Below are 21131 nucleotides of genomic sequence, written 5' to 3' on the forward strand. Positions count from 1 at the left end.
TTTTGTATGTTTACTTATTCTGGAAAATGGTGCCTATGGACGACTGAAATGCACATGCTTCCTCTTTACACCGCAGTGTGGAAGAAAAATGAAACATAGGCGGAGAAATGGAACATACCCTGGAGGCGCTAAAATGGTTCATGATATGGCAATTTGGTGATGTTCATCACTTTCGCGAGGCGCTTATACTGAGGTTGCGCCGTCGAAGCAATCCCTGAACAGTGAGGCGTACTAATATGTATCACTAAGGGGGCATGACCGCATGTTCCGTGCTTGTGCTAAGAAGAAAGCGGTATATTTCACGAGCTGACGTCTTATTTGGATAACATCCGGAATAATCAAGAAAAATCAAATTGATAGTAAATTGTGTGCTTTCCGCTTGCACAAAAATTTGCCATTCATAGTTAAAACCTATGTATACGGCTCCTATTATGGTCAAGTTAATAGCTTATGAAGCCGCATCCTGATGAGTACGAAAATGCATTTCGAACTAGTAATGGAGAAGGGTGAATGCATCATGCAGTAATTCGAACGGATGTAAGAACATCGTGAAAGCAAGGAGTGAGGCAACTGTGGATCCGTTAACAATGCGCGGCATTATTACGGTTTTGAACACCCCGTTCACCATACAGAATGAGCTTGACGAGGCTTCACTACGGCGGAATGTCCGGTTGGCGATGGACGCGGGAGTAGTGGGCTTTCTCGTGCCCGGTCTGGCTGCGGAACTGTATCACCTGACGCCAGAGGAAAGGCTGCGCATGACCCGGGTTGTGGTGGAGGAAGCATGCGGACGTGTTCCTGTCATCGGAGGAGCAACAGCCTATTCTCCTGTTGAAAGGTTGAAGTATGCAGAACAATTCATCGGACTTGGGTGTGCTGGAATTCTGGTGAATATTCCGTATCAGGATGACCGGCAATTCGAGCGGGATGTGCGGGAGATTGCCGGTGTTAATCCTGGCTTTTTGATGCTGCAAGACTGGGATCCTTCCGGTTTTGGTGTGCCTGTTCCGCTAATCGCCAAGCTGTTCCGCGAGATTGAGGCGTTCCGCAGCTATAAAATCGAGGTGGTTCCAGCAGGTGTAAAGTACAGTCAGGTCCTGGAAGCGACGGGCGGCGGCCTGCATGTTGCCGGAGGATGGGCCGTGACACAGTTTATTGAGGGCTTGGACCGTGGGATTCATGCCTTTATGCCTACTGGTATGCATGAAGTGTATACCGCGATATACAGAATGTACGCGGAAGGGAAGAGAGCGGAGGCTGTTAATTTATTTTATCGGCTCCTTCCCGTTTTGGCGTTCGCGAACCAGCATCTGGACGTGTCGATCCACTTTTTCAAACGACTCCTATACAGGCAAGGGACATACGATACCTCACGCGTGAGAGAGCCGATCTTACCGTTTGACCAATGCCATGAGCGGATTGCAGATGAATTAATTGCCTATGTCTCTCAGTTGACAGATGAACTTGAAGAAAAGAGGCGCTGAGTTGGGAAGCTCTATGTATCGGAAAATCAGGAATTTCAAATGCCGGATTCAGGACGACCTCAGGGTTAATGGTCATCGTGCGATTTCGCTCGAGAATGAAGTGTTACACATTACCTTACTTTTAGATAGGGGGGCAGAGCCAGCCCGATAGTTGCATAAGCGAACCGACAGCGATCTCATTTGGTTTGCGAGCAGAAACCTATTGCTGCCCCAGCCCCTATTTTCGGACTATCAAATGACCTATTTTGGCGGTTGGCAGGAAATGTTTCCAGAGGTCAGTGAAACTCATGTTTATCGAGGTGCGACGTTGCACCGTGGAGAGTCAGCTCTTGTGCCGTGGGATTATGAAATTGTGAAAGACGACCCGGATGAGGTCATCATTTTATTGACGGCGCGAATGCAATCCATGCCGTTTCAGATTGAGAAAACCATTTGTCTGAAGTCTTTAAGTTCGAAGGTTCGGATAGACATTGCGTTTTACGACTTTAGCATCGAGGAAGAATCGGTGATTTATTTAAAACCCGGCATGTTTGTCGTTATCTTCCCTACGGATGTTCATCGTCCTTGTTGCTGCGCAGCAGAAAGCACCCGCATAAAGAAAATCGTGATAAAGATACATAAAAAATATTGGAATGATTTAATGTGATGTCCGATAAATGCACTGACCCAGCCATTCCTAGGAATGGCTTTTTTTATAACGTGGCGGATATCGTGTAATATGACTTTTTGCATCATAGGGGAGAAATGAATCAAGGTCCGAAAAGCGGAAAAACGGTGCTATAAAACGCCAATTTGGATATTCAAATGCTCGAAAATGGTGTGCTAATATCCTCATGTAAGGCAAAGCAAGTACATGAGAGGATTTATTAGATGAAATGCGGTTGTGGAAGCAGTTCAATGACTTCAACGAATTATTCGACGAAATATCATGTAAACGTATACACTCGCAAGTTGAATTAATAGAATTTTTGATACAGACCGATTCGGTGATGCGTCAAATTTCTTTTAAGATAAAGAATTAGTTGTTATTAACAATATGAAAGGAAGTGACCCAGTTTGAAGAAGATGAAACGTGTAAGTCTCTTTTTGTCTCTAATGTTAATTTTTAGTATGTTTAGTTCTGTAGTTGCGGATGCAGCAGCGCCGCAGGGCATTAGTCATTCTATCATGATGCCCGTCGACAACATTGCCAATCACGGTTCCACGATGGTAGAACTGCCAGATGGCACGCTCTTCTCTGTATGGTTTAACGGAAATGGAGAAAGAGATGGGAATTTAACGAAACTGATCGGTTCTCGCTCGAAGGATGGTGGGAAAACTTGGACAGAACCATTTGTTGTTTATGATACATGGGATTTCCCAGATAATAACCCGGTTCTTTTCGTAGATAGCCAACAAAGACTATGGTTGTTCTACGGCGTTATTTACAATGGCCAATGGGTATCTACTCAAACTAAATTTATGTATGCGGATATTGGCAACTACGAGTATGCCGCTCGCAATGGCGGAAATGCGAAGTGGCACTATCCACAGCCAATTTACACCAATGTTGGGGATGGCATGTTTGGCGAAGGTACGTACTCAAATGGAAATTGGAATTATCGCATCAAAGGTGCGGAGATTAAGTTTGTAAATCCAAGTAAAGTGACGCCAACGAGTCCTCTGGACCCGTCAAAGTATGTATCCGTAACTTCAAAGTTTGGCGGCACGCGTTTTATTACAGACAGCTTTGTTGTCTCGATGAGAAATAAATATGATCAGTACATGTCATATTTGAATTCCGCAAAGCCTTACGACGATGTATATGCGGGTAGAACAGATGAAGTCATCACGATGCTTACACAGGGAGTCTATACAGTTACTGGTTCTACTTATTCCAAATATGAGCCGCCAATTGTTCAAAATTCAATTGAGCGTGCTTCTGGTGCAGACAATAACGTTAATACATGGGGACCCATTTACCGCAGACTTGGCTGGCAAACAAAAAATAAACCGATTGAAGTAACACTTGCTGATGGCGTAACCAAAAGATTGATTTTGCCATTATATTCGGATTCGTTGGCAAATTCAGTTTGCGCGTATACCGATGATCATGGTATCACTTGGAAATTTAGTGACCCCATTGTTGGATCTGGTACGATTCAAGGCTCGTTGATTCAAAAGGATGATGGTACGATTCGCGGTTATTTTAGAAGCGGTAAGTTAGATGGCAGAAACGGACGCATGGCATGGCACACGACATACTCGGATTCAACCGACTACGGAGTTACGTGGAGTGTTCCGAAAGTTGATCCTTATTTGAAAAACGATGGCGGCTTTGAACTTTCCAAGCTTCCAAATGGCAACTGGTTGATAGCTACAAATCAAGAAACCGCACGCAGCGAAATTAAGACGACGCAAGACGGAAATAGAAATTCTTTCAGTTTATTGCTTTCATCCGATGAAGGATTGACCTGGAAGCCGATCATGATTAAGGATGGCATGAACAACAAAGAGAGCTATGAATATCCATCGGTTCTCGTTGACAGTGCTGGGAACGCTTTGATGAACTATACGTATAAAATTCCTAAAGTTGGTGGTGGCGAAGACAGAACGATTGGCTTCTCTAAGATCGCAAGCAGCGAAATTGGGACGTTGTTTGATTCTGTTGTGACAGCAACTTACGGCGCAGGAAGTTCACCGACTTTTGACAGTGTTACAATGTTGCCGACAATTGAACTGCAAGTAGGACAAACTACACAACTGACCTACAACCTAACGATAAGCGGACAATCGTCCGATGCAGCCATCGATACACTTACTTTGACTTCAGATTTGCCTGCTGTAGCTACAACTAACACTACGACCGGGAACGTGACTGCAATTAAAACAGGAACTGCAATGATAACTGCTGTAAGCAACAATTACGGAACCATTTTTAAATTCATCATTAAGGTTACCCAATGAAAGGAGTCATGTAGATGAAAAGGAAATTCAAGTTACTCACTTCACTGATTGTTTGTATGGCAATCTCTGCAACAAGTATTGTTCCTGCCTTTGCTGCTCCTACGGGAACACTCAACATTTCCGATAAAGCTGTAAATATTTTTAATCCAATCAAGGATAATGGTGATATAGGCGACCACATACACGGGTCAAGTATTGTAGAATTGCCAAGCGGAGAGTTGTTATGTGTATGGTTTCAGGGAAATGGCGAACGAGATGCGACTACGACACGAATTATGGGAGCGCGATCAGTGGATGGTGGGAAAACGTGGAAGACACCGTTTGTAATGACCGATTCTCAAGATATTGCTGATATTAATCCTGTCGTATACGTTGATTCCGGCGACCGTCTCTGGTTTTTCTGGTATCCCGTATTGGCGGGCAGATGGCAAACTTCCCAACCGAGATATGCTTATGCCGAAAAAGGTAGCTATGAGATTGAAGAGGTTGGCAATAAAGTGCCTAAATGGACATTTTCTGAAACTGTTGGGATTAAACTCGGTAAAAACATCGGCGGTACAGTCGATCCGAACAGCCCAGACGATCATATAAGTCTGTCGCTCGATGATAGACCTGGGGCAACATCAAGACCTTCTTGGGCTACACCACCTGTTGTTGCGCGCCCAGAGTTGGCAAAAGGTTTCGTGAATACAGTAAAAGCCAAGCTTGCTGACCAAAAAGAGTATCTGTTCAAACCAGTTGCAGATGGCGGAGCAGGTATGAGCCGTAAAGTGAATGAAGCTGAATTTGATGGTTTAGTCACGCAGATTATGCAGCTCAGTGGCGGCGACCCGACTAAATATCTGTACGCTCCGACAGTTGCGGACAAAATTTATGAGCCTCGTTCAGGTTATCCGCTCGCCCGTCGGATCGGCTGGCAAACCAAAGACAAGCCGTTTGCAGTAGATCTTGGCAACGGCAAAGTTCGTTTGCTTCTGCCCCTGTATTCGGATGTCTTGGAAATGAGCATTATGGCATTTACAGAGTATGATCCTTCCAAACCTCTTGAGGATAACTCGGTTCGTTGGGAGATGAGTGAGCCAATTGTGGGTGTCGCCAACATTCAGGCCACGATGGCTCAAAGACAAGACGGCACGATTGTAGCTTATATGCGTGACAATGGTCCAAGACCTTATCGTGTGGTGGCTTCCGAGTCTAAAGACAAGGGATTGACGTGGTCAACGGTCAAGGACGTTCCTGAACTGCAGGATCCGGGTGTAGGTCACGACCTTCTACAGCTGAAGAGCGGCAATTGGGCATTTGTTCACGTAGATACGGAATCGAACCGGAACACGTTGGCTGTCGCCTTATCAGACGATGAAGGAAGAACGTGGAAATACAGAAGGCATCTTGCCCTAGATACAAGAAGCAGTACGGGAAGCTACCATTACCCTGCCATAACGCAAGGAGATAATGGGGATATCCTGATCAGCTTCAGCCGGTTCTTCTCGTCGCTGGATAAGGACTCTGCTAATCAATCCTTGAGCGGCTATAAAAATATTGCGTTCTCCAGAATTACCGAGGACTGGATTAAGCAAGGTGATACTATAAACATTATTAGAGAATATGAAAGCTTCGATCGTGAAATTGCAGTTCCTGCATCTTTCAATATCAGTACGGCAACCGATAGTGCGATTAAAGCCCTGTTCCCATCAACAATTAAAGCATATACCTCCTATAAACCGGGGGCAGCGAACGGTGTGCTTCCTTCCGTTGATTTGCCAGTGAATTGGGATGTTGCAGCTATTAAAGCGAATTATAAACTGAATGCTTTAATTAGCAACCTTACCGGTGTTGTTGATGAGACAATGCTTCCACAGGGTGTAACAAGCGAGATGCTGCCGTTCTTCAAAGCACCATTGAGAGTATATTTGTACGTTGATCCGGCAGCGATTGCTGCGCAAACGGTGGAGTTTGAAAAGAAAAATATTGCAATAGGCATAGGCAACTCTGAACGACTTGTTGCAACCGTATCTCCTGCCAATGCAAGCAATAAAACAATTTTGTGGAGTTCCAGTGATTCCAGTATTGCCATGGTAGATGAGTTAACAGGTCTGGTTACAGGTGTAAGTAAAGGAAAAGCGGAAATTACTGCGACAACGCTGGACGGCGGCTTTGTTGCAACAACAAGAGTCGTTGTTGTGCCAGGTAATGCTAGCAGCAAGTAGCCGAACATGAAGGTGGTAAACTGCTTGTAGGTACGATGCCGAAGATCGGTATTTGACCCGCTGACTACCGGGATTGTACACAATTGAGGCCGTTATATAAATAATATTCGATAAGAAGACCGCTTCCCTAGCTGGGTGCGGTCTTCTTGTGTCACGAAGGCTACTCCGACTTTGCAGGCTGATATTCTTGGTGACTGAGCGAAGAAGTGCTCCTGCCTTGGTGCATGGAGGGAAAGTGAATCGACCTACCGTGATTTTTTATCGTGCATTACGACTTTTTGCATCATAGCGGAGAAATGAATCAAGGTCAGAATAGCGGAAAAACGGTGCTTTAAACGCCAATTTGGATATTCAAATGCTCGAAAATGGTGTGCTATGATCCTCGTGTAAGGCAAACCAATTACATGGGAGGATTTATTCGATGAAATCAAAAAAGGGGATTATGGCAGTAACTGGTTCATTACTAGTGCTATCAAGTGTGCTTAGCGGTTGTGGAAGCAGTTCAACGACTTCAACGAATAATACGGCGACTCCGGCAACTACTGCTGGTGCGTCAAGCACCCCAGTGTCGGCCCAACCGCTATCGTTGACTTGGATGAGGTACGAACACGCATCGCAAGCTATCGTGGCCAATTCAAAAGCCGTTCAGGAAATTTCAAAGCGTAAAAATGTAAAACTAAATCTTCAAAGTGTCCCTCAAAGCAACTACGATGATAAAAAGAAAACGTTGATCGCAACGAATACACTGCCTGATGTGATGCTTGTTAAACAGGATGATATTCAAAACTTTGCCGACACAGGAGCATTCCTTGATTTGACTCCCTATTTGGACAAAATGCCAAATCTGAAGAAAGTCATTTCCCAGCAGCCAGAGATTAACAAAAACAAAATTGACGGTAAGCTTTATGGATTCCCTCTTGTTGCGAATTGGCAGGGTGTTGGAGGCCAGCTTTCGATGATCCGTATGGATGTGCTTGATAAGCTAGGTTTGAAAAAGCCAACTACGTATGATGAATTGTATCAAGTGATGAAGAAAATGAAAGAAGCGAATCCAGATTCATATCCTTTTACTGCTCGTGCTGCAAATGGACTTACAGGAACAGAAAACCTAATCAATCCAATTTCTTTCGCATTTGGAAGCGGATACACAACCTTTAACGGCACGAAAGTATACTACGAGCCGAAAGATAAACAGTACAAATTCGGTCCAGCAATGCCAGAGTTTAAAGCTGCTATCACTTGGTTGAATAAACTCTACAAAGATAAGCTTCTTGATCCAGATTATGCTACGGCTACATCGCAAATTTGGCAAGAGAAGCTAAACTCAGGAAAATCCTTCTATTTCCAAGATAATAATGGTTTCGCTAGCACGTTTAATATTAATCTGCAGAAGAAAGATCCGAATGCTAAGTTTGATATGTTGGATACCATGACATCGCCGAGTGGTGCAAAGCGTAACCTGATCTATGCACTTGGCCACTTGTCGGAATCGTACGTCATTAATGCGAAAGTAAAGAATCCTGAACAAGTTGTTCAATTCATGGACTGGTTCTACTCCCAAGAGGGAATTGAGGTTACAAACTTCGGTAATAAAGGCGAAGATTTCACTGGCGAAAATGGCGATTACAAATTGACTGACGCTGTTGTCAATAAGTATAAGGACAGACAGCCAAGCGCGGTTTATGCGCTGCAATCGGAATATGGAACAGGCTACCTGGGACTTGCTGTGAATAATGACGATCATGCTGGATTACCTTTTAACTCCAAGGAATGGGTAGAATGGAACACGAAAGCATCTAAGGCTTTGGCAGCAGGCGAAAATGTTCAATTCGTTAATGACCCTCCTTTTACAAAAGATGAGCGTGAGAAGCTGAAACAAATCCGTACACAGCTTGACGCTTACTTGGCTCAAAACATGGATAAATTTATTGTGACAGACGGTGCACTTAATGATTGGGATAACTTCGTTAAACAACTTAAAGCAAAAGGATCAGATGATATCGTCAAAATCTACAACGATGCCTTAGCCCGCGTGAAGTAACGTTCGAAGTTCATGCAAGTAGAGGGGGGCAGGTTGCTAAGCCATATCGGGCAGCCTGTCCCTTTATTTTCTGGAAAGGAGTGGAGATATTTGACACCAGTTGTTGAAATTAAAAAAAATACACCAGTTGTGGAGATTAAAAAAAATATCCGCAAGAGTATGCCGCTGTATCTAATGTTTCTATTACCGTTTACCTACTTTGTTATTTTTCACTATGCACCTATGGTTGGGAATTTGATGGCATTTGAAGATTATTCGATCGTCAAGGGTTTCTTCCATAGCCAGTGGGCAGGGACGAAGTATTTTCGGCAATTTCTGACGGATCCGTATTTTTGGCAAGTGGTTCGCAATACAGTGCTCATCAATCTGTATTCACTCATTTTTTATTTCCCATCTTCTCTCGTGTTCGCTTTATTGTTAAACGAGCTGCAATTAAAAATGTTCAAAAAGTTTATTCAAAGCGTCACGTATGTTCCGCACTTTCTGTCTACCGTTGTAGTCGTAGGTATGCTGGTTAACTTTCTCTCCATCGATGGTCTCATTAATGAAGTGATTAAGCTTTTTGGCGGGGAAGCTAAAACATTCATGTCGATGCCGCAGTGGTTCCGAACCATTTATGTCGGTTCTGAAATCTGGCAAGGTATTGGTTGGAACTCCATTATTTATTTGGCGGCATTGACCTCTATCGATCCACAACTGTATGAGGCGGCGACGATGGACGGGGCAAATCGATGGCGCAAATTGCTTCATATTACACTGCCTGGGATTTCAACCGTCGTCACGATCATGCTGCTTTTGACAGTGGGTAAAATGCTTTCGGTCGGATTTGAGAAAATTTTATTATTGTACAGTGGTCCCACGTATGAAACCGCAGATGTTATTCAAACATTTGTTTACCGTCGAGGGTTGATTGACAGCGACTTTAGCTTTGCTGCGGCTGTAGGTATTTTCCAATCTTTACTGGCCTTTGCGCTCGTTATATCAGCGAATCAAATTGCCAAAAAAATAAATGGATCCAGATTGTTCTAGCGGAGGGGATTGAGATGCGAAGTCATAAGTTTTCTTATTTCGATACGATTAACATAATTTTTATGCTGGCTATGATCTTTATTACCCTGTATCCGCTTTATTATATGGGAATCATATCGATTAGCTCCGGGTCATCGGTTAGCAGCGGTGAAGTGTTTTGGCGACCTATAGATATTAATTTTAAAGCATATAGCGTTATTTTTAATGATCCTGCCATTGTGCGCTCCTACGGAAATACCTTTTTTTATACGTCCGCCGGTGTGCTGATTAATCTGGCGATGACGGCTCTTTGTGCATATCCTTTGTCGCGTAAGCATATGTATGGGCGTTCATTTCTTGCTTTGTTTGTTGTGTTCACCATGTTCTTCGATGGTGGTCTCATTCCGCGCTATATGGTGGTTCATGCGTTAGGAATGGTCAATACGATTTGGGCCATATTAATTCCGACTGCGATCAATGTTTTCAATATGATCCTGATGAGAACATTTTTTGAAGATATTCCTGAAGCACTTCACGAGTCTGCGATCATGGACGGCGCCGGAGAATTTCGAGTTTTTACTAAAATTGTGCTGCCACTTTCATTGCCTGTCATGGCCACAATGTTTCTCTTTTACGCGGTGGCTCACTGGAACAGCTTCTTTCCTGCACTCATTTACTTAAATGAGAAGAATTTGTACCCGATGCAAATCATTTTGCGTAATATCGTCATTTCGGGAGATATGGCTACACAATCCGCACAGCTTGGCGCAGCAGAAGCGGGGCTGGCTGTCATGACGGAAAATATTAAATACGCATGTGTCTTCGTTGCCATCTTGCCCGTGCTTGTCATTTACCCGTTTGTGCAAAAATATTTTGTACAAGGAGCCATGCTGGGATCTGTAAAGGGTTAGAGGTTTCAAATTATCATAATGCGTGAAGGGGGATAACATGACTGTTGAAACGAAGCTTCATTTAATCGGAAATGCTCATTTGGATCCAGTATGGCTATGGCGTTGGCAGGAGGGGTACGCAGAGATCAAAGCGACTTTTCGTTCTGCATTGGATCGATTGAATGAGTTCCCTGATTTTGTATTTACATGTGCTTGCGCGGCTTATTACAAATGGGTTGAAGAAAATGCGCCCGAAATGTTTGCCGAAATTAAGCAGCGTGTTGCCGAAGGACGCTGGGTCATTACAGGTGGTTGGTGGATACAACCGGACTGCAATTTGCCATCGGGCGAATCATTTGCTAGGCATAGCTTATATGGACAACGGTATTTGTTGGAGAAATTCGGTGTCATGGCGCAGGTGGGCTACAATGTTGATTCGTTCGGTCACCATGGCATGATGCCACAGTTATTGAAGCAAGGTGGAATGGATTACTACGTTTTCATGCGTCCTGGGGCACATGAGAAGACATTGCCGCACGATTTATTCTGGTGGGAATCGGAAGATGGCAGCCGTGTTATGACATTTAGGCTCGCGGACAGCTATGGCAATTGGGCGAGCAATGGAATGGAAGATAAGATAATAAGCCACAGAAATGTGGCCGTAGCAAGCGGTCATGCTTTCATGTCTTTCTATGGCGTTGGTAATCACGGCGGGGGGCCGACAATTGAGAACCTTAAGCTCATCCATGAGATCCAACAGCGACCTGGACTGGACGACATTCAGTTAAGCTCTCCAAATCATTATTTTTCAGAAATGAGAGAGATTGACCCGGATATCCCTGTGATTAAGGATGAAATGCAGATGCATGCCGTCGGTTGTTACTCCACACACTCGGAATCAAAGGCCACTAACCGCCGAGTGGAGCACCGGATGCTGACTGCGGAGAAATTTTCTACATTTGCCAATTTGACGCTTGGTTTACCTTATCCGTTAGAAGCGCTTAACCGGGCTTGGGAAAATGTCATGTTCAACCATTTTCATGATATTATGGGCGGTTGCAGTATTAAGGAAGCCTACGACGATGGTCAGGAATTTTATGGTGAATCGTTAAGCATTGGGGCAAAAGCAATAAACGCTGCGCTTCAAAAGATTTCCTGGTCGATTAATACGATGAAACCAGGTGTGAAATCCTTAAGCAAGGAGAAGGACTGGCAGCTTTGGGAGCAAGATGATCTTGGTTCACCTCTTGTGGTCTTTAACCCATTATCGTGGGAAGTGGAGGCACCTATTGCAATTAACAAGAAGCTGGCTGGTGTAACAGATGCTGCAGGCAATCCCTTGCCGATTCAAACGATCAGGGCATCTCGGACAAATACCAGTGATAAATGGGATACGTTAATCATGGGGCGAATTCCGGCTTTCGGGTATCAGGTGTATTGGGTATACCGCGATAAAGCTTGTGATCCGATGGAGCCGAAAGGGGCCGTTCGGGCTGAGGGTTGCTTCTTAGAGAATAATAAACTATTCGTTGAGCTCGATCCGGATACAGGATATATCCGACATGTCATTGACAAGCTTAATGGCTTTAGAGAAGTACTGGCTGGAGACGGAGCGGTGCCAATCGTCTTGGATGAGAGCCACAGCGATACATGGGGACACGGTCTGACACAGTATCGCGATGAATGGGGACGCTTTTGTAATGCAGAGTTGAAAGTGCTTGAAACAGGACCTCTACGGGCGACGATTAGGGTGATTAGTCATTACGGAAATTCTGTTCTACGTCAGGATATCAGCTTATTACATGACAGTTCCAACTTGCACATAAAGGTAAGGCTTGATTGGAGAGAACATCATAGGATGCTGAAGCTTGCCTTTCCTGTAAATGTCGAGCAGCCTCGTGCCGTGTTTGAAATTCCGTACGGCTACATTGAACGTCCGGCTAATGGAAACGAAGTGCCTGGACAAATGTGGGTTAATGTATCGGGTAATGAACCTGGTACAGCTGAGGGAATTGAACCGTCAGTAGTGTTCGGACTATCTCTGATCAACGATACCAAATACGCTTACGATGTTCTAGACAATGAATTAAGGATGACCGTAGTGCGAAGTCCGATTTATGCAGATCATTTTGGCGAACGTGATGAACAATCGGAATATATGGATCAAGGTGTGCAGGAGTTTATCTACATACTCTCGCCTCATGCCGGTTCGTGGCAGGATAGCGGCGTTGTACGTAAGGCTTACGAATTGCATACTCCGCTGCAGCAGGTATGGGAAACGTACCACGAAGGTAATTTACCACAAGTTTCTGAGGGAATTGTGATTTCTGCCGAAAATGTGGTAGCTGTGGCCTTTAAACCAGCGGAAGACGGGAATGGCTGGATTCTGCGTTGTAATGAAACGTACGGAAGAGAAGTGGAGACAGATCTAGTCATTCCAGTCTTAAATCGCAGCTGGCGAAGTACCTTTGGCAAGTGTGAAATTAAAACGTTTTTTATACCTGCGCTAGAACATGAGGCCATCCAGGAAGTGAATTTTGTGGAATTGAAAAATATCAATGAGAGAGAGATGTCAAATGAAGATTAATAACCCTAACGGCGTATGGCCTACCATGATTACCTTATACAAGGAGTCTGGAGAAATTGATTTTGATGCGATGGGACGTATGGTTGAATGGTTTATTCAAAACAAGGTTGACGGATTATTTGCTGTATGCCAGTCAAGCGAGATGTTCTTTTTGAGCTTGGAAGAGCGTGTGAAGCTTGCCGCTTTTGTCGCGGAGAAGGCAGCGGGAAGGGTTCCCGTCATCGCTTCGGGGCACATTTCCGACTCGCTTGAAGACCAGGCTCGAGAATTGACAGCGATGTCAGAAACTGGCGTTGAGGCCGTAATCCTGATTTCGAACCGATTGGCAGGAGCGGATGAGTCTGATGACGTGTGGAAGGCTAACGCTCAGAAGCTAATCGAACAGCTGCCGGACCATATTGCGTATGGTATCTATGAATGTCCATTTCCATATAAGCGTTTATTAACACCATCTGTTTTGAAATGGTGTGCGGATACCGGAAGATTTTTCTTCTTGAAGGATACTTCTTGCGATGTGGAGATGATCAAAGAAAAGCTGGAAGCGATTAAAGGAACTTCATTAAAGCTTTACAACGCCAATACAGCTACACTTCTGGAAACATTGAAGCTTGGCGTTGATGGTTACAGTGGAGTCATGGCTAACTTTCATCCAGACCTGTATGCATGGCTTCTACATAATTGGGAGAAGCAGCCTGAAGAAGCGCAGCGTTTAAGTGATTTACTGAGTGTAGCTTCATTTATTGAGCGGCAGTTGTATCCGATAAACGCTAAATATTATCAGATGAAGGAAGGCATCAGTTCGAATTATCACTCGCGTGTGAGAAATCAGGATGAGTTTACATCCACGAATAAAGCGGAAGTCGATCAGCTATACCGTCTTTCCAAGGAGTTATCTAAGCAATTCGCAGCTGTTGCGACTAAGAATTGAGCTGAAAACGTTCCGCATTCTTTTGGCCTAGGTTATCCATTCAGGCAAAAATAGAAAAATGAAGGCCACATGAAGTCACTCTACGCAGTAGGCGATTTTATGTGGCCTTAGTTCGTGGCCTTAGTTCGTGCTTAGTCGGTTACCTGATTCCTTGCAGGGATGATTTAACAACGACAACAGCAGCGCGGCGGAGCAGTTAGTAGAAGAAAACATTCATGTATAGCGGGAGGATTTCATATAGAAAGATCCGAATAATACATAGATAATAATTGTTACAAAGTTCCTCAGCGAATACATGATTTGGGATTTGTGGGAACAGGAGGGGGGAGCGAACTTGAATTGGAAGCATCTGAAGCAATCATTGAATAAGAACAGGCTATTCTTTAAGATTCTGCTATATTTCATCTCATTATTAATTCCAATTGTCATTATTGGAATCATCTCTTATTTTAACGCAGATCAATTAATTAAGAAGGATGCCTCTGAGAAGCTTACTGATAATTTGATTTCATCCTCCAAAACAATTGATATTTATTTAAGTATGGCGCAGGCAACCAATAACAGCTTGCTACTTAGTGAGACGATTCAGCAATATTTACGACCGGATTCATTACTTACGGATGATGAGAAAATCAAAATGCCATCGATTGTGAGATCAATTGCGGGTAACCGCAATCCAATCAGCCATTTTGTAGATAATATTTTTATTTTTGTTGATGATAAACGCGTTTATTTAAGTGATGGCATCGTTAATTTTGACATTTTCTTTGACAAATTTTATAAATTTGATGAGTACAATAAAGATTTCTGGCGTCAACGCTTACACCAAAGCAGCTTATTCGAATTATTGAAGCCTACCAAAGTGGTCAACGCTGATATGAATTCTTACCGAGAGGTTATCCCGAGTATTACGACACAATATTTGAATGGGCATTTGGCAACGATGGTGACGACAATATCCATTCCTACGATCGTGGCTACGTTGCAAAATAACTCGATTTTCTCGACTACCCAATATCTTGTATTGGATAAAAATAATCAAATCATTTTGCAAAGCAGCGAGTTAGATCAGAAGGCGAAAGAAGAAATCATTGCTGGAGTTTCATCGGAGGAGCGAAGTAACGGGGCGGTTCGGATTGGTCAAGAACAGAACTGGCTAGCTCAAACCACGTCCGATTTTGGGTGGAGATATTTTTCTATTACCCCTGTGAACTCATTTAACCAGGAGTCTGCAAGTATTTTTAGTTTGATTATCTGGATATGCATTAGTTTACTTATTATTGGTGTAGCTTTTTCTTTCATATTTAGTGTTCGCTTATATAATCCGATCAAAAATATAAGAGATATTTTACAAAAAACTGAAAAGGCGGATGAATGGAACAATGATACTCACCACAGCAGCGAACTTCAAAGGATCGGAAATAGCGTCAATCAATTGATACAGCAGCATAGAGACGACAATATTAAAATCAATACATTTTCTGATGAAATTCTAGAACAGTTTTTCACGAATTTAATTAAAGGATATCGAGGGGCACAGCCTTATTCCGTTAACCAAATCTTAAATGAAATTGATTTTCACACAGGGAGTTATTTATGCTGCTGCTTCATGATTCATTTTAGGGATAGATTTTATCATGAGATTGTGGAAGCAGACCGATTATTGATTTTGGAAAAGATGAAGAATGTGCTTTGGGGCATTATGAAGAAGTACGTGAATTGTTATTTGACGGAATATGAGCCCTACTTATATGTTTGCATGGTTAATTTGAAGAGTGAGGAAGACCGTGGGCAACTAGACCAAGCTTTAGAGATGATTAAACTGACCTTTGCCTATGACATGATTTATTGCGAATTAATTATTGGTTTAGGAAAAAAATACGATAAGATCGATGATTATTCGAAATCTTATAGTGATGCTATTACAGCCATAGATAAACGGACGGACTCATCCAAGATGGTCATTTTAGATGCGACTCATTTTGTTATCGATCAAAACTACTATTATTCATTTCTAGATGAGAACAAAATAGTAAATGGTTTGAAATCAGGTGACATGGGTGGCCTGAAGGTAGAGCTGGAAGGAATCATTGGCTTGAATAAAGCAAGGGGTGTCTCTTATCACTATCTTGGGGCTTTGCTTGTAGAGTTCTACAATACGGGTAATCGCTATATTACGGAAAAGCGACTTAGTGTTTATGATTTTCTTGATGCGAATGAACATGCTTTTTTGAGTCAAAAGGAGCTCTTACCAAGTGAGTTTGATGGAAGATTGAAAAATATCTTTGAATTTTACGATAAAATTATCACAAGGACGTTATATAAACCTGAAAGCAAATCGGGTGCGGTTGTCTCACTCATAACCGATTATATTGAGAAGCATTATGAAAAGGACTTGTATCTCGAAGTGATTGCAAACGAAATAGGACTGTCCGCCAAGTATGTGTCAAGAATGTTTAAAGAGTCGACCGGGACGAATATTTCGGACTATATCAGTCTTATTCGGATTGCCAAAGCGAGAGAATTGTTAGCGCATACAGATTTGAAAATTAGTGAAATCGCCGATCAGATTGGCATATTCAGCCGTACAACCTTTCTACGTTTGTTCAAAAAGTATGAAGGCATTTCGCCGAATGAATATCGTAGTAGCCATGGAAACAAACAGAAATAGGCTGTAAATGGACGATTGAAACATGAGGGATAAATGACTCATCACGATTAATGTGGAATAACGGTTCATCGAATGGAATTTTGGTTCTTTCAAAGAGTGCCTGCTAGCCTATAAAATAAAATTGCCAGAAACAAATCCAGATCTATTAAGGAGGAACAACATGGTTATTAAAAAAAAAGGAATGTTAACCGTCTATTGTTCACTCGCCTTACTGGGAAGTTTATTGGCAGGTTGTAGCAGCCCAGTCAAGCCAAATGTTACGGCGTCAAAAGTATCATCAGTTCCTGCCAAACTCATAACGCTTTCATGGATGAGATATGAGCATTCTTCGCAAGCGTTAGACGTAAATTCGACCATTGTTCAAGAAATTAAAAAAAGAAAAAATGTGAAGCTTGAATTACAAAGTGTTCCACAAAGTAATTATGAGGATAAGAAGAAAACGCTAATTGCTACAAACTCTATACCCGATGTGATCATGGTTAATCAAAATGATCTTTCGAACTACGCTGATTTGAATATTTTCCTAGACCTCACACCGTATCTGGATAAAATGCCGAATTTCCAAAAACTAATTGGGCAGAAGCCTGAAATCAATAAGACAAAAGTCGATGGCAAGTTATATGGCTTTCCGCTCGTAACCAAATGGAGCTTGCAGTCTGGTCAGCTTCCGATGATTCGTGTAGATCTGTTGTCAAAGCTTAACTTAAAAACCCCAACAACCTATGAAGAACTCTATCAGGTACTCAAAAAGCTTAAAGATGCTTATCCAGCCTCTTATCCTTTTACTAGCCGTGCAGCGAATGGTAAAACGGGAACAGAAAATTTGATCAATCCAATTGCTTTCGGTTTTGGTAGTGGATATACCAATATTACAGGTACTAAGGTTTATTATGAGCAAGCTACAAAGCAATATAAATTTGGTCCTTATTCACCTGAATTTAAAGATGCGATTACCTATCTACATAAGCTCTATAAAGAAAAACTTCTAGATCCGGATTATTCCGTAGCAACCTCACAAACATGGGTGGAAAAATTAAGCACTGGAAAATCTTTCTTTTACCAAGATAACAATGGCTTCGGTGTAAACTTTAATAAAGCACTCCAGGCTAAAGAGCCAGATGCCAAGTTCGAATTGTTACCTGTCATGGCTAGTAGCAATGGGGTTAAACGCAACAATGTATATCAACTTGATCATCTTGGTGAAATGTACGCAATAAGCTCTAAGGTGAAGAATCCTGAAGAAGTTATCAAGATTATAGACTGGATGTATGGAGACGAAGGGACCAATCTGACAAGCTTTGGTGTAGAGAACGTTGATTATACACTAGCTGGTGGCGAATATAAGATTTCTGAAGCGACGCAAGCGAAGTTTAAGGATAAACAAGATCCATTCCGGGCGATGCAATCTGCACTTGGAACCGGTTACCTTGGCTTAGCACTTTATTCTGACGACCATCCTCTAATTCCTTCTTCCGCATCGGAACTAGTTAAGTGGTCTGACAAGGCAATCAAGGATCTTGCTGATGGTATTAATTTCAGAGAAGTCAACGATCCCCCATTTAATAAAGAAGAACGAGAAAAGCTTAAACAGCTCCGCACACAATTAGATGCGTATTTAACTTTGAATATGGATAGATTCATTATCAATGATGGGGCATTGAATGATTGGGATAGTTTTATTAAACAATGCAAAGAAAAGGGCGCAACAGAAATTGAAACGATTTATAATACGGCACTCGCAAGAGTAAATAAATAGGACTATTGCAATTCTATCCGAATAAGCCATTTATCCCTTTGTGAAAAAGTACTTTATACTAGGTGCTATTCTAGGATCACTAAGGGGGTGAAAGGCGGCATTTTGTTGTATTAATATTACAAAATCACACAAATAAAGTTTAGGAGATGATGCGGAGTCGTAGAGGATGGGATTATTCCTGGGTTGTATGGCTATGAAGCGGGACAATCGGCAGTCGGAGATTTATTCGGTTGGTTTGTTGAGCAGGGGGTACCAGGTTATGTTAAGGATGAGGCTGCGAACGAAGGCACCAGCGTACATGCCTATTTGGAGAAATTGGCAAGGGAGTTGAAACCTGGACAGACAGGTTTACTAGCATTGGATTGGTGGAACGGCAATCGTACGGTGCTTGTCGACGCGGATTTGAGTGGACTGGTGGTTGGTATGACCTTGCAGACGAAGCCGGAAGACATATACCGCTGCCTGTTGGAAGCTACTGCTTTTGGTACTCGAAAAATCATTGAGACGTTTGAGCAAGCTGGTGTTAAGGTGAGCGAGCTGATTGCATGCGGCGGTCTGCCTCAGCGCAATCGGCTGCTCGTGCAAATATTTGCTGACGTGACACGCCGTGAAATCAAGATAGCCGATTCAACGCAAACTTCAGCACTCGGGGCAGCTATTTTTGGTGCAGTTGCAGCAGGTATTGAACGAGGCGGTTATGCGAGTATTGTGGAAGCGGCATCTCGTATGTCCCGTGTGCGGCAAGAAAGCTATAGGCCAATCAATGAACATAGCCAAGTTTATGATGAGTTATACCTTGAATATAACCGTCTACATGAGCTATTCGGCCGAGGTGGCAGTGATGTGATGAAGGCATTGAAGCGGATTCAGCTAAGGCAAGACGTATAAGCAATGGTGAAAGTCGGTGGGTCAACTTTGTAAAATGGGAGGCACTGTTGAATGAATGCTATTTTGCGTCTAATGACAACTCGTTATCCAGAGTTAAATGAATGTTTGCCGGATATTGAATTGGGATATGAGCTTCTATACAATTCCTTTCATCAAAATGGCAAGCTGCTATTATGCGGAAATGGTGGAAGTGCGGCAGATTGCGAGCATGTTGTTGGCGAATTGATGAAGGGATTTATGTCCAATCGGCCACTGCCCGCATTGGTTAGCTCTCAATTTGAGCGTGAATTCCCAGGAGAGGGCGTTGGTCTTGCGGAAAGGCTCCAAGGCGCGCTACCAGCGATTTCACTCATTAGTCACACAGCTTTGATTAGCGCTTATGCCAATGACGTTGCTCCGGAGATGATTTTTGCTCAGCAAGTGTATGGCTATGGACGTCCAGGCGATGTATTAATTGCTTTTAGTACATCGGGTAACTCTCTTAATGTACTCCGGGGCTTGCAAGTTGCCAAGGTGCAAGGGTTGAAAACCATTGGTTTCACTGGTAGTAGTGGAGGTAAAATGAAGTCGCTTTGCGATGTGACCATATGTGTCCCTTGGGAAAGAACATCGGATATCCAAGAGAGGCATCTTCCGATCTATCATGCCTTATGCAGTATGCTAGAGGAGGCGTTCTTTCCCTCATGACAATACTGGCAGCGATCGATATTGGTGGAACAAAATGTGCAGTGAGTTTGGGTGCTGTGGAACAAGATCGCGTAACTATTTTGGAAAAAATAAGCTTCACGACGCCATCTAATCCGAAAGTGGCAATGGATGACATCACAGCAGCCCTGGAGACTGTAATATCTAGGCATTCTGAGCAAACACCTGCGGCGATAGGCATCAGCTGCGGAGGTCCATTAAATAGCGAAGCTGGACGCATTCTCTCGCCTCCGAATCTTCCAGGCTGGGATAATATTGACGTGATCACTCCTTTTCGCGCGCGTTTCGGTATTCCGGTCGGCTTACAGAATGATGCGAATGCTTGTGCGTTAGCCGAGTGGCGTTTTGGAGCGGGAAAAGGTTGTCGAAACATGATTTTTCTTACCTTCGGTACGGGTATGGGGGCAGGGCTTATTCTTAACGGGCAGCTTTATAGGGGAACGAATGACATGGCCGGTGAAGTCGGGCATGTTCGTTTAGAAGCTGATGGGCCATTGGGATATGGGAAGGAGGGTTCATTTGAAGGTTTCTGTAGCGGCGGAGGTATCGCGAAGCTCGCGCAAACGATGACGATAAAAGCTATTCAAGAAGATAAGGCTCCTTCCTTCTGTAAAAATATGAACGAATTGGCCGGTTTGTCTGCTGAAACGGTAGGAAAGGCTGCGCAAGAAGGGGATCCTTTAGCACGGCATGTTTTTATTCTGGTAGGTCGGCGGTTAGGACAGGGACTTGCTATGTTGGTAGATGTACTCAATCCGGAAAGAATTGTTATTGGTAGTATCTATGGGCGGCAGCAAGAATTGCTTGAGCCTATTGTCATGACCACATTGAGACAGGAAGCCTTATCTTTGTCCCTGGATGTATGTGAGATTGTGCCTGCTGGGTTAGGTGAGCAAGTTGGAGATTATGCAGGATTATCTGTTGCCATGGAAATGTTTGAAAAAAGGGCAGGCGAATGATGACAGTCTACCTTGCAAAAAAATGCTAGCACGGTAGATTTCTTCTCGCAGAAATAATCAT

Annotated in this window: 13 protein-coding genes and 1 pseudogene; all 14 read left to right on the forward strand. The window is 43.2% G+C overall.

Annotated elements, in window-relative coordinates; translation table 11 throughout:
* Positions 1–572 precede the first annotated feature (572 nt).
* The 14 genes and pseudogenes from GC102_RS06165 (at position 573) to GC102_RS06230 (ending at position 21070) form a co-directional block, all read left to right on the forward strand.
* Positions 573–1484 carry a dihydrodipicolinate synthase family protein gene (locus tag GC102_RS06165; protein WP_216627957.1) on the forward strand — a complete coding sequence of 304 codons (912 nt, stop codon included), beginning with the start codon at positions 573–575 and terminating at the stop codon, positions 1482–1484.
* Between the two features lie 151 nt (positions 1485–1635).
* A complete protein-coding gene (locus GC102_RS06170; RefSeq protein ID WP_171688670.1) occupies positions 1636–2130 on the forward strand; it encodes a YhcH/YjgK/YiaL family protein in 495 nt (164 codons plus the stop codon).
* 419 nt (positions 2131–2549) lie between these two features.
* Complete coding sequence (locus GC102_RS06175; RefSeq protein ID WP_246320757.1) at positions 2550–4430, forward strand: exo-alpha-sialidase; 1881 nt, start codon at positions 2550–2552, stop codon at positions 4428–4430.
* Between the two features lie 14 nt (positions 4431–4444).
* The gene (locus tag GC102_RS06180; RefSeq protein WP_171688672.1) at positions 4445–6637 is read left to right on the forward strand and encodes an exo-alpha-sialidase; all 2193 of its coding nucleotides are present in this window, start codon (positions 4445–4447) and stop codon (positions 6635–6637) included.
* Positions 6638–7058: 421 nt separating this feature from the next.
* Positions 7059–8678: an extracellular solute-binding protein gene (locus GC102_RS06185; protein ID WP_171688673.1), complete on the forward strand. Its 1620-nt coding sequence runs from the start codon at positions 7059–7061 to the stop codon at positions 8676–8678.
* Positions 8679–8768: 90 nt separating this feature from the next.
* Entirely contained in the window at positions 8769–9707 is a 939-nt protein-coding gene (locus tag GC102_RS06190) for an ABC transporter permease (protein WP_246320754.1), read from the forward strand.
* A gap of 14 nt (positions 9708–9721) precedes the next feature.
* Positions 9722–10597: a carbohydrate ABC transporter permease gene (locus tag GC102_RS06195; protein WP_171688675.1), complete on the forward strand. Its 876-nt coding sequence runs from the start codon at positions 9722–9724 to the stop codon at positions 10595–10597.
* Between the two features lie 37 nt (positions 10598–10634).
* Entirely contained in the window at positions 10635–13163 is a 2529-nt protein-coding gene (locus tag GC102_RS06200) for an alpha-mannosidase (RefSeq protein WP_171688676.1), read from the forward strand.
* Positions 13153–14091 (forward strand): dihydrodipicolinate synthase family protein, encoded by a 939-nt coding sequence (locus tag GC102_RS06205; protein ID WP_171688677.1) that lies wholly within the window; start codon positions 13153–13155, stop codon positions 14089–14091. Before GC102_RS06200 ends, GC102_RS06205 begins: the two co-directional genes overlap by 11 nt.
* A 334-nt stretch (positions 14092–14425) precedes the next feature.
* On the forward strand, positions 14426–16762 hold the full coding sequence (locus GC102_RS06210; protein WP_171688678.1) for a helix-turn-helix transcriptional regulator: 2337 nt from the start codon (positions 14426–14428) through the stop codon (positions 16760–16762).
* Between the two features lie 160 nt (positions 16763–16922).
* Positions 16923–18518, forward strand: a complete 1596-nt coding sequence (locus GC102_RS06215; protein ID WP_171688679.1) for an extracellular solute-binding protein — start codon at positions 16923–16925, stop codon at positions 18516–18518.
* Positions 18519–18668: 150 nt separating this feature from the next.
* A pseudogene (locus GC102_RS06220) lies at positions 18669–19406 on the forward strand (FGGY-family carbohydrate kinase); the annotation flags it as partial.
* A 51-nt stretch (positions 19407–19457) separates the two neighbouring features.
* Positions 19458–20093, forward strand: a complete 636-nt coding sequence (locus tag GC102_RS06225; protein ID WP_171688680.1) for a D-sedoheptulose-7-phosphate isomerase — start codon at positions 19458–19460, stop codon at positions 20091–20093.
* Positions 20090–21070, forward strand: coding sequence for an ROK family protein (locus tag GC102_RS06230; RefSeq protein ID WP_171688681.1), 981 nt, complete (start codon positions 20090–20092; stop codon positions 21068–21070). The genes GC102_RS06225 and GC102_RS06230 overlap by 4 nt, the downstream gene beginning before the upstream one ends.
* Positions 21071–21131 lie beyond the last annotated feature (61 nt).

This window comes from Paenibacillus germinis, assembly GCF_013141785.1.
Lineage (GTDB): Bacteria > Bacillota > Bacilli > Paenibacillales > NBRC-103111 > Paenibacillus_E > Paenibacillus_E phytorum.